10 protein-coding genes are annotated in these 15704 nt (G+C 69.8%); 4 read left to right on the forward strand and 6 right to left on the reverse strand.

Annotated elements, in window-relative coordinates; genetic code table 11:
- Positions 1-50: 50 nt before the first annotated feature.
- Genes VF647_02470 through VF647_02480 form a run of 3 tightly spaced genes read right to left on the reverse strand, consistent with a single transcriptional unit; the run spans position 51 to position 5626 of the window.
- Positions 51-527: a hypothetical protein gene (locus VF647_02470; GenBank protein ID HEX8450930.1), complete on the reverse strand. Its 477-nt coding sequence runs from the start codon at positions 525-527 to the stop codon at positions 51-53.
- Between the two features lie 57 nt (positions 528-584).
- Positions 585-2264: a hypothetical protein gene (locus tag VF647_02475; protein HEX8450931.1), complete on the reverse strand. Its 1680-nt coding sequence runs from the start codon at positions 2262-2264 to the stop codon at positions 585-587.
- Positions 2265-2299: 35 nt separating this feature from the next.
- Complete coding sequence (locus VF647_02480; GenBank protein ID HEX8450932.1) at positions 2300-5626, reverse strand: SusC/RagA family TonB-linked outer membrane protein; 3327 nt, start codon at positions 5624-5626, stop codon at positions 2300-2302.
- 434 nt (positions 5627-6060) lie between these two features.
- Here VF647_02480 and uvrA point away from each other — a divergent pair, with 434 nt between their 5' ends.
- Positions 6061-8931: an excinuclease ABC subunit UvrA gene (gene uvrA, locus VF647_02485; protein ID HEX8450933.1), complete on the forward strand. Its 2871-nt coding sequence runs from the start codon at positions 6061-6063 to the stop codon at positions 8929-8931.
- Between the two features lie 319 nt (positions 8932-9250).
- Positions 9251-10432, forward strand: a complete 1182-nt coding sequence (locus VF647_02490; GenBank protein HEX8450934.1) for a S8 family serine peptidase — start codon at positions 9251-9253, stop codon at positions 10430-10432.
- 210 nt (positions 10433-10642) lie between these two features.
- Here VF647_02490 and VF647_02495 read toward each other — a convergent pair whose 3' ends face one another.
- The 3 genes from VF647_02495 to VF647_02505 form a co-directional block, all read right to left on the reverse strand.
- Positions 10643-10930, reverse strand: coding sequence for a hypothetical protein (locus tag VF647_02495; GenBank protein ID HEX8450935.1), 288 nt, complete (start codon positions 10928-10930; stop codon positions 10643-10645).
- Between the two features lies 1 nt (position 10931).
- The gene (locus VF647_02500) at positions 10932-11468 is read right to left on the reverse strand and encodes a Panacea domain-containing protein (GenBank protein ID HEX8450936.1); all 537 of its coding nucleotides are present in this window, start codon (positions 11466-11468) and stop codon (positions 10932-10934) included.
- A gap of 188 nt (positions 11469-11656) precedes the next feature.
- On the reverse strand, positions 11657-12265 hold the full coding sequence (locus VF647_02505) for a hypothetical protein (protein HEX8450937.1): 609 nt from the start codon (positions 12263-12265) through the stop codon (positions 11657-11659).
- Positions 12266-12583: 318 nt separating this feature from the next.
- Here VF647_02505 and VF647_02510 point away from each other — a divergent pair, with 318 nt between their 5' ends.
- A complete protein-coding gene (locus VF647_02510) occupies positions 12584-14032 on the forward strand; it encodes an amidohydrolase family protein (GenBank protein ID HEX8450938.1) in 1449 nt (482 codons plus the stop codon).
- Positions 14029-15315: an amidohydrolase family protein gene (locus VF647_02515; GenBank protein ID HEX8450939.1), complete on the forward strand. Its 1287-nt coding sequence runs from the start codon at positions 14029-14031 to the stop codon at positions 15313-15315. The genes VF647_02510 and VF647_02515 overlap by 4 nt, the downstream gene beginning before the upstream one ends.
- The last annotated feature ends 389 nt before the right edge of the window (positions 15316-15704 follow it).

The following is a 15704-nucleotide window of genomic DNA, read 5'->3' on the forward strand; positions in this document are numbered from 1 at the left end:
CGATGAATGCGGATGGTGAGTGGTTGATTCGCGAAACTGCTGAAGGCGCGTCACTGGGCGGGAGGCCCTTCGGGCGGGGGACGCTCGCCACCGCCGTTGCCGGTGCCGAAGCCCTCGATGGCGATGCGCGACGCCATCGCCACCGCCGCGGCGGCCACCCCCATTACGATGGCGGTGCGGCCCCGTGAAAGGCGCCGCTCGCCCACCGTGGAGATGAAGTCGCGCGGCACGGCGACGTTCTCGCCACCCCACCGGTCGGGCTCTCCCCGCAGGTGGTCCACCGAGGTCACCGCCAGCACGAGCGACGTGTCCGTGCTGGACACCACGCGACCGTTGATGCGCCGCACGTTGGCGCCCACCAGCGGCGTCATCACCTCGCGCCCGCGGTCGGTGATGCTGACCGCGACATCGGCGCCGGCGGGCCGCCCGGTGGCCGGGACGCCCACGTACTGGAAGCAGCCGGCGAGCTGCGGAACCAGCAGCAGCGCGAGCGCGGCGCCCGCGCGGCCGCGGCGGGCCGTGGCCACGCGCGGGGAAGCTCCCCGCGCGCGGTCCCCTTCCAATCGCCTTCCGGGCACGGCGGCCTACCTGTCTCCCGAGCCGAAGCCGTACGTGCTCGGCCCCGCCCCGCCCGGCTGACCCACGCCGCCGACGTTGTAGATCGGCAGGCGGCGCGCGTCCAGCTCCTGGGTGGGCGTCGGCCAATGGATGGCCGTGCCCTCGGGAAGGTCACCCCACCCGCGCGAATCGAAGTACCACGCGCCGTACGTGGTGTACGCGATCTCCATCCGCTTCTCCCACTTCATCGCCTCCATGATGTTGCCGCAGGCGGTGGTGGTGAAGGTGGGGCCCACCGGCACGCGCGGCACGCAGTTGGCCCCGCCCGGCACCGGATCGGTGGCCGTGGTCACCACGCCCGAGAGCGCCGGCAGCCCGCTGGTGGTGCGGGTGCGGTCGATGAGCGCCGCCGCGGCCGCGATGTTGCCGCGGCGGATGTGCCCCTCGGCCGCCAGCATGTCGTTCTCCGCCCGGGTGAAGACCGGGAAGTTGCCGATGCGCGAGGCCGACGCGAAGGCGCGGAAGCGGTAGTGGTCGTAGAACGACACCTGCCACCCGCTCGCCCCCTGGTCCAGCGAGGGGTCGCGGTTCCGGAAGTAGCGCCGGATCGTGTCGTTGGTGGCGGGGTTCGTCACCGGGGCACCCTGGCCCACCGCCACCTGCGCGGCGCGCGTGGCGCCGCGCGGGAAGCGCAGGTCGGGCGTCACGATCAGGAACGGCGTGCGGGAGTTGCGCGGCGTGGAGATCCACGTGTCGTAGCCGCCGCTCACGTCCGCCATGCCGATGATGTAGTACGGCATCTGGTGCCAGTTGCTGTCGCGGTAGTGCAGGTCCACCGCGAGCCACCGGTAGTCCCACCCGGCGGAGGGGCTCATCGACACCACCAGGTCGCTGGTGATGCCGGCGGTCGCGTCGGCGATCACGGCGTTCCAGTCGACGGCGGCGCGCTCGGCCGGGTTCCGCGCCACGCCGGCACGCATGCGCGCCCGGTACGAGCGGATCACCTGGCTGAAGCGCGACATCGACACCTCCGCGCCAGACACCCCGTTCAGCCACCCGGCGGCCGGGAGCGGCGAGGTGCCGGCCATGTTCGCGTACACCAGCGCCGAGTCCAGCTGCGCCAGCGCGTGCGCGTTCACCGCCGGGTATCCTTCCAGCGGCGCCACGTCCTGCGGCCCGTCGCTGGGCCGCGGGATCCCCGCCGAGTCGTACACCAGCGACAGGTTGCCCAGCGACACGCCGTAGGTGAAGTGCGACCACGCCTTCAGGCGGTTCAGGTCGCCCGCGGCGGTCGCCCCGGTCAGGGCGAATCCGGCCCCCTTGATGCGGGCCAGGATGTCCGACGAGTTGCGGGCGACGGACGAGAGCCGCGAGAAGTCCTGGAAGTTCTCGTCCTGGTACTGCGCGCCGCGGGCGTTGTCGATCCCCACGCGCGGCAGGTTGCCGCGCGTGAGGCCGTTGTTGCCCAGCAGCGCCGTCGTCTCGAACGCCATCGCCAGCATGCCGATGTGGGTGCGGGCGTTGCCGCCCAGCGTGGCGTTGTTGATCGACTGGAACTGCGCCGACGCAAGGCTCTGCACGTCGCTGGGCGAGCCCAGCACGCGGCCGCGGTCGGGGTTGTTCTCGTTGTCCACATCGAGGATGTCGCTGCATCCCGCCAGGCCCACGGCGAGTGTGGCTCCCATCAGGTACCGGATCAATCGCATGTGCGGTACTCCTTCCTTCCGCATGGGAGTTGGCATCAGAAGTTGGTGCTGACGACGAACGAAATGGAGCGCAGCTGCGGGAAGGTGAAGGCGTCGATCGCGTTCACGAGCCCGCTGCCGGACTGGCTTTCGGTGCTGTTCAGGCCCACCTCGGGGTCGAAGCCCCGGTAGTCGGTCCAGGTCTTCAGGTTGCGGCCCACGGCGCTGATCGTCCACGTGCCGCGGTTGCCGAACACGCGGCCCAGGCGGTACGACGCTGAGACCTCGCGCAGCTTCACGTAGCTGGCGTCTTCCACGAAGCGGCTGTTGGCCGCCAGCACGTCGTAGAACCCGCCGATGCCGCCGGTGTCGCCCGCGCGGTAGTAGTAGCCGATCGGCTTGGCCTCGTCCACGCCCGCCTCGGCCTGGTCCACGTCCTTGGAGAGGAAGTCCAGGTACGACCAGTGGCGTCCCTGGTTGTACGCGCTCTGCCCGAAGGCGCCCTCGAGCAGCCCGTACACCGCCAGGCGGCGGAACTCGAAGGTGTTCGCGATCCCCAGGCGGTAGTCCGGCAGCGCGTGGCCCAGCGGCCGCTGCGCGGGCGAGTTGGTGGCGTCGCGGATCACCATCGGCATCCCCCACGACGTCTGCACGCCATACGGGGCCTGGTTGGCGGGGAGCACCGCGTTCCACAGGTTGTTGGTGATGCCCATCCCCGGGTTGTTCCCCGCGCCCACCCACACCAGGTACCCTTCGCTGTTCTTCTGGAAGGCGCTGGTGGAGGAGCCGCACTGGTTCTGGAACGACTCCGGAAGCTGGTCGCAGCGGGTCATGAACTCGCGCCCGTAGAAGGTGCCGTACCGCACCCCTTCCTCGATGCGCATGATGGTGCCCGTGTTCTGCTGGTCCGTGCCGATGTTGAAGGGCGGCACGTACAGCTTCTCCACGACGGCCCGGTTGCGCGTGTAGTTCACGCGGCTCGTCCAGGTGAGCTCACGCCCCTGCACGATGGGGAGCGAGAGCGAAGCCTCGAACGTCTTGTTGCGGAGCTCGCCCGCGTTCTGCCACTGCGTGGGGAAGCCGCTGGCCGCGAACACGGGAACCGGAAGGATCTGGTTCTTGGACAGCGAGTTGGCGTAGCCCAGCGTGAGGCCGAAGCGGTTCAGCAGCTCCACGTCGAGCCCCACCTCGCGCTCGGTCACCACCTCGGGGCGGAGCTGCGAGTTGCCCAGCGTGGCCGGGAGCAGCGCGCCGCCCGCGCCGATGGAGAACGTCTCGTACTGCGCCGCGAACGGGGGCACGTTGCCGGCCGTGCCGTACGAGCCGCGCAGCGTGAAGGCGCTGAGGACGTCCGACGGGAACCAGCTCTCGCGGGCCATCAGCCACGCCGCGGAGGCGCGCCCGTAGGTCTGCCAGCGGTTGTCCTCGCCGAAGCGCGAGCTGCCGTCGCGCCGCACGGCGAAGTCGAAGGTGTAGCGGTCCAGGAAGTCCAGGAACGCGCCGCCCGAGAAGCTCATCTGGCGCGTGCTGTTCTCGGCCGAGACGATGGCGAGCTGCTGCGTGGCGTTGGCGCCCGAGCGCACGTCGCCCACGCGCAGGTAGCGGCCCGTGATGTTGCGGTTGTCGAAGTCCTGCTGCTCGTACAGCCAGCGGCCCGTGATGCGGGTGTTGAGCTTCGACCAGATGTCCGGGCGCAGCGTGACGCCGGCGCTGCCGTTCATCGACTGGTCGTTGCGCACGCCGTTGAAGACGAGGCCGTTGTTCGTGAGCTCGTTGAACGTCGGGGTGCGGAATCCCTTGTTGGCGAACTGCTCGTAGGTGGTGTTCAGCCGGTCGACGCTGAAGTTGGCGTCCGACTCCAGCCACTCCACCGGGGCGTACTTGATGGTGGCGCCCAGCAGGTAGCGCCAGCGCACGTCCTCGCGGTCGTTGTTCTCGAGGAAGTAGAGCGGGTTCTCGTTCTGGGTGCCGCCGCTGCCCAGGTTGGGGCGGATGAAGAGGCGGCCCAGCGTGTCGCGCTGCGTGATGTCGTTGGAGGCCGGCACGCGCGTGAGGCGGAAGAACGGACCGTTCCCTTCCTCGGCGTTGAAGCCGTCCTGCGTGCTGCGGCTGATGTACGTGTTGAGGTCCACCGACCACTGGCTGTTGATCTGGTGGCCCAGGTTCACGCGCGCGTTGGCGCGCTCGTAGCCCTGCAGCCCCATGATGGCGCCGCCCTGCCTGGTGTGGCCCGCGCTCGCGAAGAACGAGGTGGAGCCCGAGCGGCCGGACATGGAGAAGTCGTTCAGCATGAGCGGCTTCGGGTCCACCAGCTGCGCCACGGCGTTGTACGTGGTGCCGGGGTAGCGGCTGGAGACGAAGGCGCGGCGCAGCACGTCGCCCGCGATGGACGAGCCCGGGTCCACCGGCAGGCCGGCGGGGTTCAGCGCGAAGTCGCCCGGCGCGTTGTTGATGCGGGCCTGCTCCGCGCGGTAGTCCAGCGTGCGCGAGCAGACGTTGCTGGAGCCGTACGGGTCGATGGCGCAGAAGCGCGTCCCCGTCTCGTCCATGAGGTACGCGTGGTTGCGCGCGATGCCGAAGTCGCGCTCCACGTCGTTGACGCCGTACTCGGAGCGCGCGTTGAAGCGCACGCCGCCTTCCTTGCCCCGCTTGGTGCTGATGCTGATGACGCCCGAGGCGGCGCGCGAGCCGTACAGCGTGGCGGCGGCCGCGCCCTTCACCACTTCCACGCTCTCGATGTCCGCCGGGTTGAGGTCGGCGATGCTCCCGCTGAGCACCACGCCGTCCACGATGTACAGCGGCTCCTGGCTGCGGCCGGCGGCGTTGATGGAGGTGGGCCCGCGCAGCAGCACCTGCGGCGCCACGCCCGGGCGGCCGCTGACGGTGGCGATGTTCGCCCCCGGCACCTTGCCCTGCAGCTGGCTCAGCGGGTTGACCGCCTGCACCGGCATCTGCGACGCTTCCACGCGCGACACGGTGAAGGGCACCTTGGCGCGCTCGGTGGCGCCGCCGCTGACGCCCGTGGCCACGATCCCCTCGAGCTCGAGGATGTCGGTGCCGAGCTGGAAGTTCTGGGTCAGGTTGGCGCCGGGGCTCAGCGTCACCGTGCGGGTGGACTGCGCGAGGCCCACGCGCGAGGCCGAGATCGCCACCTGCTGGCCGGTGCGCAGGCGACCCGCGGGGATCACCAGGCGGTAGGTGCCGTTCGCGGTGGTGGCCGTGCTGATGCTGAGCGTGTTGATGCGCACGGTCACGCCGCTCTCGGGCGCGCCCGCCGAGTTCGTCACACGCCCGGTCACGGTGGCGGGCTCCTGCCCGGCCAGCGGAGCGGACGCCGTGGCTGCGGCGACTACCGCCGCGAAGAGCCAACGGGTTGTTTTCATTCCACGTCCTCCTGGAACGCGCCGGCTCTGTGTGCCGGCGGTCGGTTTCGGTTTGGCCGCGGCGGTTGCCGGGACCCTGCGCACGGTGTGGTCTGCGACGGATGGGATTGCTGCCGTGCGGGTGCTGCGAGAGGGTTTGGTGCCGTTGACCTCCTGGCAGAGATCGTGGGGGGAACGCATTGGAGGACGGCCCGGGGGTGCCGCTCTCGGGACGAACAGACGGGACTTGTTGGGCTAGACTGATACGGGAACTCGTACCATTACTGGGAGGTTAGCGTTACGTTAGCGGCACCCCCCTAAGCCGTCAAGAGCCGTGGGCAACACGGGGCCGGCGGACGATTGAACGGACTTTGCACAGACCCTTCCCGGGCGGCGCAACGGCCGTCCGGCGCGAGCTTTACATCGGCGGCCCGGTTCGGTATGATTTCGGTTCTATGAAAGATCGCATCGTCATCCGCGGGGCCCGGCAGCACAACCTCAAGAACCTGGATCTCGACCTGCCGCGCCGCGCGGTGATCGTGGTCACGGGGCCCTCGGGGTCGGGAAAGTCGTCGCTCGCATTCGACACGGTGTACGCCGAGGGGCAGCGGCGCTACGTCGAGTCGCTTTCCACGTACGCCAAGCAGTTCCTCGACCGGATGGAGAAGCCGGACGTGGACCGCGTGGACGGCATCTCGCCGGCGGTGGCCATCGAGCAGCGGAACCCCACCAAGACCTCCCGCTCCACCGTGGGCACGGCCACCGAGGTGTACGACTACCTGCGGCTGCTGTGGGCGCGCGTGGGCCGCACCTACTGCCCGGGGCACCCCGACCTCCCCTGCGGCCGCGAGATCCGGCCGGACAGCGTGCAGACCGCCACCGACGCGGTGCTGCGCCTGCCGGAGGGGACGCGCGCCATGGTGTGCTTTCCGCTCCCCCTATCCGCACGCGTGACGCACGCGCTGGTGGTGGAGAACCTGCGCGCGCTGGGCTTCGTGCGCGTGCTGGCGAACGGCGTGGAGATGCACCTGGACGAGCTCGCCGAGGGGATCGACCTCACCGCGGCCGGCGAGCTGCTGGTGGTGGTGGACCGCGTAAAGGTGGACGCCGAGCAGTCCGGCCGCCTGGCCGACTCGCTGGGCACCGCCTTCACCGAGGGCGAGGGCGAGGCGGTGGTGGTGCCGGTGGGGATGAAGCCGCTCCGCTTCACCGACCGCTTCCGCTGCCCGGAGCACCCGGAGATCGAGTTCGCCAACCCCACGCCGCAGCTCTTCTCCTTCAACAACCCGTACGGGAGCTGCCCGGAGTGCACCGGCTTCGGCGCGGTGCTGCGGATTGACGAGTCGCTGATCGTGTGCAACCCGGCCCGCTCCATCGCCGAGGGCGCCGTCGACCCCTGGCGGATGCCGCGCTACGAGGCCAAGCGGAAGAAGCTGGCCGACTTCGCCCGCAAGGAAGGCGTCTCGGTGGACACGCCGTGGCAGGACCTTCCGCAGGAGTTCAGGCACAAGGTGCTGCACGGGGTGCGCGGCTTCCAGGGCGTGATCGACTTCTTTGAAGACCTGGAGGAGAAGCGCTACAAGGCGTACATCCGCGTCTTCATCCGCCAGTACCAGAGCGCACGCACCTGCCCGACGTGCAACGGCGCCAAGCTGCGTCCGGAGGCGCTGCGCATCCGCGTGGCGGGGCGCACCATCGCCGAGGTCTCGGAGCTGCCGCTGGCGCAGCTCCGCCCCTGGGCGGCATCGCTGCGCGGCGCCGTTCCCTCCGGCGACGGCGCGGACTGCCCCCCCGCCCTACTCTCCGAGCAGGAGCGCGGCATCGCGGAGACGATCCTCAAGGAGCTGGAGTCACGGATCGGCTTCCTGAACGACGTGGGGCTCGGCTACCTGACGCTCGAACGGCAGACGCGCACCCTTTCCGGCGGCGAGGCGCAGCGCATCTCCCTTTCCAACGCGCTGGGGAGCCGGCTGGTGGACACGCTGTACGTGCTGGACGAGCCCACCATCGGCCTGCACCCGGCGGACAACGACCGGCTGCTGGCGCTTCTGGTGCGGCTGCGCGAGGGGGGCAACACCGTGCTGGTGGTGGAGCACGACCCCGAGGCCATGCGCATGGCCGACCACATCGTGGAGCTGGGGCCGGGGAGCGGCGAGCTGGGCGGCCAGCTCGTCTTCCAGGGGACGCTCGACGAGATCATGCACGCCGACACCCTCACCGGCCGCTACCTCAGCGGCCGCGAGGAGATCGCCATCCCGGAGCGGCGCCGCCCCACGCGCGGCCCGCGCATCCGCATCGAGGGCGCCACCGAGCACAACCTGCGCGGCGTGTCGGTGGAGATCCCGCTGGGCGCCCTGACGGTGGTGAGCGGCGTGTCCGGCTCCGGAAAGAGCACGCTCGTCCACGACGTCCTCTATCGCGCCCTCGAGCGCGAGCTCTCCGGCGGCGAGACGAGCGCCAAGCGGCACATGGGCGAGGGGGTGGGCGCCTACGAAAGGATGAGCGGCACCGGCGGCATCCGCGAAGTCGTGCTGGTCGATCAGAGCCCCATCGGCCGTACGCCCCGCTCCAATCCGGTCACCTACATCAAGGCATGGGACGAGGTGAGGCGCATTTTCGCCTCCTTGCCCGACTCGGTGCAGCGCGGGCTCACGCCGGGGCACTTCTCCTTCAACGTCACGGGCGGACGCTGCGAGGCGTGCAAGGGCGAGGGGCAGGTGGAGGTGGAGATGGTCTTCATGGCCGACGTCTTCGTGCCGTGCGAGATCTGCGGCGGCGCCCGCTTCAAGCCGGAGGTGCTGGACGTGCGCTTCAAGGGTCGCAACGTGCGCGACGTGCTGGAGATGACCATCGACCAGGCGATCCGCTTCTTCATCCACGAGGACCGTCTGGGGCAGGCGCTCTGGCACCTGCAGCAGGTGGGGTTGGGCTACCTGCGCCTGGGCCAGCCCGCACCCACCCTCTCCGGCGGCGAGGCGCAGCGCATCAAGGTGGCGCGCGAGCTGGCGCTGGGGGCGCGGCGCGGCGGCAAGAAGCTGTACGTGCTGGACGAGCCCACCACCGGCCTGCACATGGACGACATCCGCAAGCTGCTGCGCGTGCTGGACGACCTGGTGGACGCGGGCCACACGGTGGTGCTGATCGAGCACAACCTGGACGTCATCAAGACGGCGGACTGGCTGATCGACCTGGGCCCCGGCGCCGGCCCGGATGGCGGCCTAGTGGTGGCGATGGGGACGCCGGAGGACGTGGCGCGCGTGCCGGAGAGCGTCACGGGGCGCTACCTGGTGCCGCTGCTGGAGAGGGTCGGCGCGGGCGCGGCCTGAAACGGCGGGGCTCACGCGGAGGCGCGGAGACGCGGAAGAGGGCTTCACGGCCTCTCCGCGGCTCCGCGCCTTTTTTACTGTTGCAGATCGGGAGTACCGCCGTCGAGTGCTGCATGGTGGGGCGGCCCCGCACCACATTGGTGCGGAAGCCCGAACGTACAAGATTCGTAAGTTACTGCCCGCTTGGCACTTACGATGAAAACAGATGTGGCACCGGCCATGCTTTGTGGGGAGCCGTCCATCGACGGTGTAGCGCGAGCGGCCGCCGTTTCCGGCGCGGCGCGCGCGGATTCAGACTCCCCCATAAGAGGTCGTTCCCATGAAGCGCAGCCTGGCCCTCCTCCCGTTCCTCACCCTCGCCGCCTGCTCGGACGGCTCCGACGTGGTGACCAGCGCCCGTGCCCCCGAGGCGCCGGTGTTCGCGGCCTCCGGCGGGAAGAGCATCGAGGGGTCGTACATGGTGGTACTCAACGAGGGGGCCGACGCCCGCTCGGTGGCGGCGGTGGCCGGGGTCAGCCCGCGCTACGTCTACAGCGCCGCGCTCAACGGCTTCGCGGGGACGCTGAACGCGGGGCAGCTCAACGCCCTCCAGCACAACCCGAACGTCCGCTACATCGAGCAGGACGGCATCGCGACCGCCAGCACCACGCAGACGGGCGCCACCTGGGGGATCGACCGCACGGACCAGCGCGCGCTGCCGCTCAGCACCACGTACAGCTACACCAACACCGGCCTGGGCGTAACGGCGTACATCATCGACACCGGCATCGACATGGGGCACTCCGAGTTCGGCGGGCGCGCGATCGCCGGCTTCGACGCCTTTACCGACGGCCAGAACAGCAACGACTGCAACGGGCACGGCACCCACGTGTCCGGCACGGTGGGCGGCGCCAACTACGGGATCGCCAAGGGCGTGACGCTGGTGGCGGTGCGCGTGCTGGACTGCGGCGGCTCCGGCGCGTGGAGCGGCGTGGTGGCGGGGATCGACTGGGCGACGGCCAACCACGTCGCGGGCACGCCCGCCACGGCCAACATGTCGCTCGGCGGCGGGGCCAGCACGGTGGTGGACGACGCGGTGAAGCGGCTGATCGCCGACGGCGTGGCGACCGCGGTTGCGGCCGGCAACGGCAACTTCCTGGGGATTGCGCAGAACGCCTGCAACTACTCGCCGGCCCGCGTGCCGGAGGCGATCACCATCGGCGCCACCACCAACACGGACACCAAGGCTTCGTACAGCAACTACGGCTCTTGCGTGGACTTCTTTGCGCCGGGCTCGGGGATCACGTCGTCGTGGATCGGCGTCGGCAACACGGAGACAAACACCATCAGCGGCACGTCGATGGCGACTCCGCACGTGGTGGGTGTGGCGGCGCTGTACCTGCAGAGCAACCCGCTCTCCACGCCCCAGCAGGTACGTGACGCGCTGTTCGCCGCCACCACCAAGAGCGTGGTGAAGAGCGCCAACACCACCAACAACCACCTGCTGTTCTCGGCGTACTGATACCGTTTCTCACGAACCCGTGTGCATGGGGGGAAATGGTCTCACGCGAAGGCGCGAAGCCGCAAAGAAAGTGTTTCCGTGTCTTTCCTTCGCGTCTCCGCGCCTTTGCGTGACATCATGGTCCTTGGACGAACTGACGACAAACGCGCCCCGGAATCATTTCCGGGGCGCGTTTTCGTAACCGCTTTGGTTATCTGCCTGGACGCGCGTTCAGCCCGCGGGCTCTTCCTCTTCCGCGTTGAAGCGGCGGCCGCGCAGGAGGGTGATCGTCGTCCCTTCGATCTTGTAGAACACCTTGAGCCCTGGATGTCCTTCCGTGGACTCGAAGGTCAGGATGCGCATCGTGGTGTCCTGCGTCGGCCGCCCCGCCTCGGGGTTGGTTCTGAGAACGAACTGGGCCGTCCGTATCTTGCCGGTCCAGTCGTAGCCCGCCGGCTCGATCGCCCGCAAGCTCGCCAGAAAGGGCGGATAGTCGGCGACGACCGTGAACGGCGGCATCTTACGCCGTGTAGGCGGCGTACTCTCGACCGAGCTCCACGGCCAGGGCCAGATCCTCTTCGGTGGGCTCGCGATCGGAGAGAAGCGCCATGTCGTACGGGATCGTCTCCTTGTAGTCCGCGAGCTTCCATCCGTCGAACTCGTGCGAGATCTCGCTCACCTGCCTCGCGCTCAACCCCCAGAACAGCGAGATCACGGAGTCCACCATCGCGATCTCTTCGCCGTTGAAACCAGTGAGGTCCGCGGCACGCAGCGCGATGGGGCGCTCCTGCCGCATGGTGCCGTACGGCACCTCGCGAACGATCAGCTCCCGCGCGGCGACCAGCCGTTTCCGCACCGGAACCAGCCGGCGTGGAGCGGGCCCCTGGTTCAGCTTCATGTACTCCTGTCCCGTGATCGGCCTTCCATGCTTCGCGTAGTGGAGGAAGTCCGCGTAGAACAGGATCTTGTTGAGCTTGATGGCCCCGTACGGCGGGTCGAGCTGAGACCTGTCCGAGATGTAAAGGATCAGCTCCGCCATCTTTTCATCGTCGGTCATCGACGTTCACCCTCCGTCCGTGGGACGCGAGTCCGTTGGGAACGCTGCGCCTGGCGATTCGCGGGTTCAGAGTCTAACGCGAAAGCCATGCACAGTCAAGAAGATTTTCGGTGCATCTTCGGTGTGGTCGCACGTGAAAAGAGGCCCGGGCGCTGAGCGCCCGGGCCTCTTCGTTCGGGGCCTTCCGCTTAGTGGCGGATGCCCTGCTGGTTGTGCCACTGGTCGTGCTCGGCCTTGCAGGCGGCGGCGACGCGGATGCGGCCGCTGATGCCGCCCGCCTGCGCGGCGTGGTCGCGGCACTGCTGGTCGTGCCAGCGGTGGAATTCCGCGTGGCGCGCCTCGTACGAGCCGTTGTTGCTGGAACCGTAGCCGCCGTACGAACCGTAGCTGCCGTTGGTCCGGTTGCGGTCGTCGTACACGCGGCCGTCGCTCAGGATGACGCGGCCGTTGCGGTCGCGCAGCACGCCGCTGCGGTCACGCCACACGCGGTCCAGGTCGCCGCGGTAGCCGCAGTTGCGGGCGGTGTTGTGCGGGTTGCCGCGCCCCTGGCACCAGCCGCGCGGCACGGCGCGTCCCTCACGTCGCTCGAAGCGGGTCTCGTCCCGGCGATCGTCGCGCCGGTCGCGGTCGTAACGGTCGTCGTCGCGGTCACGGTCGCGGCGGGCTTCCTGGCGCGGGCGGTCGTCGTGCTTGCCGTTGCCGTGGCCGTGCCCCTTCCCCTGCGCGAACGACGGCGAAGCCGTCAGGATGGCGGCCAGCGCCACGAAGGCCGAGAGGTTCAGCTTGCTGCTCTTCATCTTGATGCTCCGGTTCGGGATCGGTCCACCACTCGGCCCAGTGTAAGGCAAGCGCGATGCCAAACGCCCGCCAACCAGCGTATTCGCAAATAGTTAAGCAGAATCATGCTTTTATCCCGAACTGCACCCGCGCACCGCCGCGCCCCTGTCCGCGCGGGGGGACGCCCCGCTCCCCCGGCGGAGGACACCGGTTCGCCCTTGCCGCGCGTGCGGCGCGCCTGCTAAATCTTCGCCGGTTCAGACAATCCGGCTCCACGCCGGTCCCGCGGCCCGCCTGAGGCCGCACCTGTTCGCTTCTCGTCAGAAGGAGTGGATGCGATGAAACGTGCCCTGTCCGCGCTCGTCCTGGTGACGGCCGCGGGGTGCGCCACCGGCCGGGCTGCCCAGCAGCCCGGCCCCAAAGCGCAGACGCCAGCCCCCCGGCCCCCCGAGGCCTATCCCTCCACCTACCGCCCCCTGCCCTCCACCCCCACCCTGCTGCGCGGCGGCACGGTGATGACGGCGGCCGGGCAGGTGATCCCCAACGGCCAGGTGCTGATGGTGGACGGCCGCATCGCCGCGGTGGGCGCCACGGTAAACGCCCCCGCCAACGCGACGGTGGTGGACGCGACGGGGCGCTGGATCACTCCCGGCGTCATCGACACGCACTCGCACCTGGGCGTCTACGCCTCGCCCGGCGTGCAGGCCCACTCCGACGGCAACGAGGCGACCCAGCCCAACACCGCCGAGGTATGGGCGGAGCACTCGGTGTGGCCGCAGGACCCCGGCTTCATCCGGGCGCTGGAGGGCGGCGTCACCACGATGCAGATCCTTCCCGGCTCGGCCAACCTGTTCGGCGGGCGGAGCGTGACGCTCAAGAACGTGCCGTCGCGCACGGTGCAGGGGATGAAGTTTCCCGGCGCGCCGTACGGGCTGAAGATGGCGTGCGGCGAGAACCCCAAGCGCGTGTACGGCCAGCGCGGCGGCCCCGCCACCCGCATGGGGAACATGGCCGGCTACCGCGCCGCCTGGATCCGCGCCGCCGAGTACCGCCGCAAGACGGACGCGGAGGCGCGCCAGGGCACCGCGTCGGGCAGCGGCGCGGCGGAGGGGCGGCAGGGCTCGGGCCCGGGCGGCCCGGCGGGCGGCACCACGCGCGACCTGGAGCTGGAGACGCTGGCCGGCGTGCTGCGCGGCGAGATCCTGGTGCACAACCACTGCTACCGCGCCGACGAGATGGCGCAGATGATCGACCTGGCGCGCGAGTTCGGCTACCGCATTCGCTCCTTCCACCACGGCGTGGAGGCGTACAAGGTGCGCGACCTGCTGGCGCGCGACAGCATCAGCGGCTCGCTGTGGGCGGACTGGGGCGGCTTCAAGATGGAGGCGCTGGACTTCACCCGCGCCAACATCGCCATGCTCCACCAGGCGGGCGGCATCGCAATCGTCCACTCGGACGACCCCACGGGGATCCAGAAGCTGAACCAGGAGGCGGCGAAGGCGATGCAGGCCGGCCGCGCCGCGGGGATCGAGGTCTCGGACAACGACGCGCTGCGCTGGATCACCTACAACGCCGCCTGGGCGCTCGGCATCCACGACCGGGTCGGCACGCTGGAGACGGGGAAGAACGCGGACGTGGTGATCTGGAGCCACAACCCGTTCAGCGTCTACGCGCGGGCGGACCAGGTGTACATCGACGGCGCGCTGATCTTCGACCGCATGAACCGGAACCGCCAGCCGCGGACCGACTTCGAGGTGGGTCTCTTTCCGGCGGAGGCCGTACGATGAACCGCATCCTTCTCAGCGCGGCGGCGCTCTGCTTCGCCGCCTCCGGGGCCGCCGCCCAGACCGTCGCCATCGTGGGCGGCGACGTGTACATGGCGGACGGCACCCCCATCCGCGGCGGCACGGTGGTCATCCAGAACGGGCGCATCAGCGCGGTGGGGGCGAACGTCGCCATCCCCGCCGGCGCGCGCCGCATCGATGCCCGCGGGAAGTGGGTGACCCCGGGGCTCATCGAGAGCAGCACCACCCTGGGGATCACCGAGGTCGGCTCCATCAGCGAGAGCAACGACGCGGAGATCCGCGACGTCACCTCCCGCCGCGACGCGGACGACCAGGTGCAGGCCGCCTTCACGGTGACCGAGGGGCTGAATCCGCGCAGCATGGTGGTTCCCATCGTCCGCATCATGGGCGTCACCACGGCGATCACCCGGCCCTCGGGGAGCCTGATCTCCGGCCAGGGCGCGATGATCGACCTGGCCGGCAACCGGGTGGAGGACATGACGGTGGCCTCGCCGCTGGGGATGTACGCCAGCCTGAGCGAGAACGCCCGCGGCACGGTGGGTGGGCCGCGGGCCGCGCTCTCCATGCGTCTGCGCGAGGTGCTTGAGGATGCGCGCGCCTACGCCCGCAACCGGCAGGGCTTCGAGCGCGGCGAGACGCGCGACTTCTCGGTGAGCCGGCTGGACATGGAGGCGCTGCAGCCGGTGCTCGCCGGGCGGGAGCCGCTCGTGGTGGAGGCGCACCGCGCCAGCGACATCCAGCTCGCGCTGCGCATCGCCCGCGAGTACAACCTGCGGCTCATCATCACCGGCGGCACCGAGGCGTGGATGGTGGCGGAGGATCTGGCGCGGGCGCGGGTGCCGGTGCTGGTCAAGGTGCTCAACAACCTGCCCGGGAGCTTCGAATCGCTGGGCGCCACCTACGAGAACGCCGCCCGTCTGCGTCGGGCGGGCGTGCAGATCGCTCTCACCAGCGGCGAGACGTGGCGCGCGTACACCGTGCGCCAGGAAGCCGGCAACGCCGTCGCGTACGGCCTGCCGTGGGCCGAGGCGTTCCGCGCCGTCACCCTGTACCCCGCGCAGATCTGGGGCGTGGCGGACCGCTACGGCTCGCTGGAGGTGGGAAAGGTGGCCAACGTGGTGGTGTGGGACGGCGATCCGCTGGAGCTGCTGACCAGCGTGAACCACGTCTTCATCCGCGGCCAGGAGGTTCCCCTGGTCAGCCGCGAGACGCTGCTGCGCGACCGGTACCGCACGCTGGACGAGAACCGGCGGGCGTATCCGTGAACTGCAGGGATTAGGGAATAGGGATTAGGGACTAGGGATTAAACAGACCGGCCCGCCGTGAGAGGTTCGCGGCGGGCCGGTTTGGTTTGTGGGAGACTCGCACAGAATCCCCAACCCCGGCGGTTGAAACCGCTGCAACAACCGCGGGAAGCCTGCCTTCGCAGGCTCTGGGGCGGCGGGATTGGTGGGGCGGCGGGCATCGGCGCCGAACACCGGCGCCGGACACCGGGGGATGAATCCCCCGGCTGGAACTACGCGAAGGCGGCTGAAGCCGGCTCGGGGACACCGGCATCATTCCCCATTCCCCATTCCCCATTCCCCATTCCCCATTCCCCATTCCCCATTCCCCATTCCCCATTCCCCATTCCCCATTCCCCATTCCCCATTCC

The organism is Longimicrobium sp. (assembly GCA_036387335.1).
Taxonomy (GTDB): Bacteria; Gemmatimonadota; Gemmatimonadetes; order Longimicrobiales; family Longimicrobiaceae; genus Longimicrobium.

Bases quoted from the DNA above. Each gene is read 5' to 3' on its own strand.
- VF647_02475 (HEX8450931.1), bottom strand. From the start codon at position 2,264: ATGCGATTGATCCGGTACCTGATGGGAGCCACACTCGCCGTGGGCCTG.
- VF647_02480 (HEX8450932.1), bottom strand. From the start codon at position 5,626: ATGAAAACAACCCGTTGGCTCTTCGCGGCGGTAGTCGCCGCAGCCACG.
- uvrA (HEX8450933.1), top strand. From the start codon at position 6,061: ATGAAAGATCGCATCGTCATCCGCGGGGCCCGGCAGCACAACCTCAAG.
- VF647_02490 (HEX8450934.1), top strand. From the start codon at position 9,251: ATGAAGCGCAGCCTGGCCCTCCTCCCGTTCCTCACCCTCGCCGCCTGC.
- VF647_02495 (HEX8450935.1), bottom strand. From the start codon at position 10,930: ATGCCGCCGTTCACGGTCGTCGCCGACTATCCGCCCTTTCTGGCGAGC.
- VF647_02500 (HEX8450936.1), bottom strand. From the start codon at position 11,468: ATGACCGACGATGAAAAGATGGCGGAGCTGATCCTTTACATCTCGGAC.
- VF647_02505 (HEX8450937.1), bottom strand. From the start codon at position 12,265: ATGAAGAGCAGCAAGCTGAACCTCTCGGCCTTCGTGGCGCTGGCCGCC.
- VF647_02510 (HEX8450938.1), top strand. From the start codon at position 12,584: ATGAAACGTGCCCTGTCCGCGCTCGTCCTGGTGACGGCCGCGGGGTGC.
- VF647_02515 (HEX8450939.1), top strand. From the start codon at position 14,029: ATGAACCGCATCCTTCTCAGCGCGGCGGCGCTCTGCTTCGCCGCCTCC.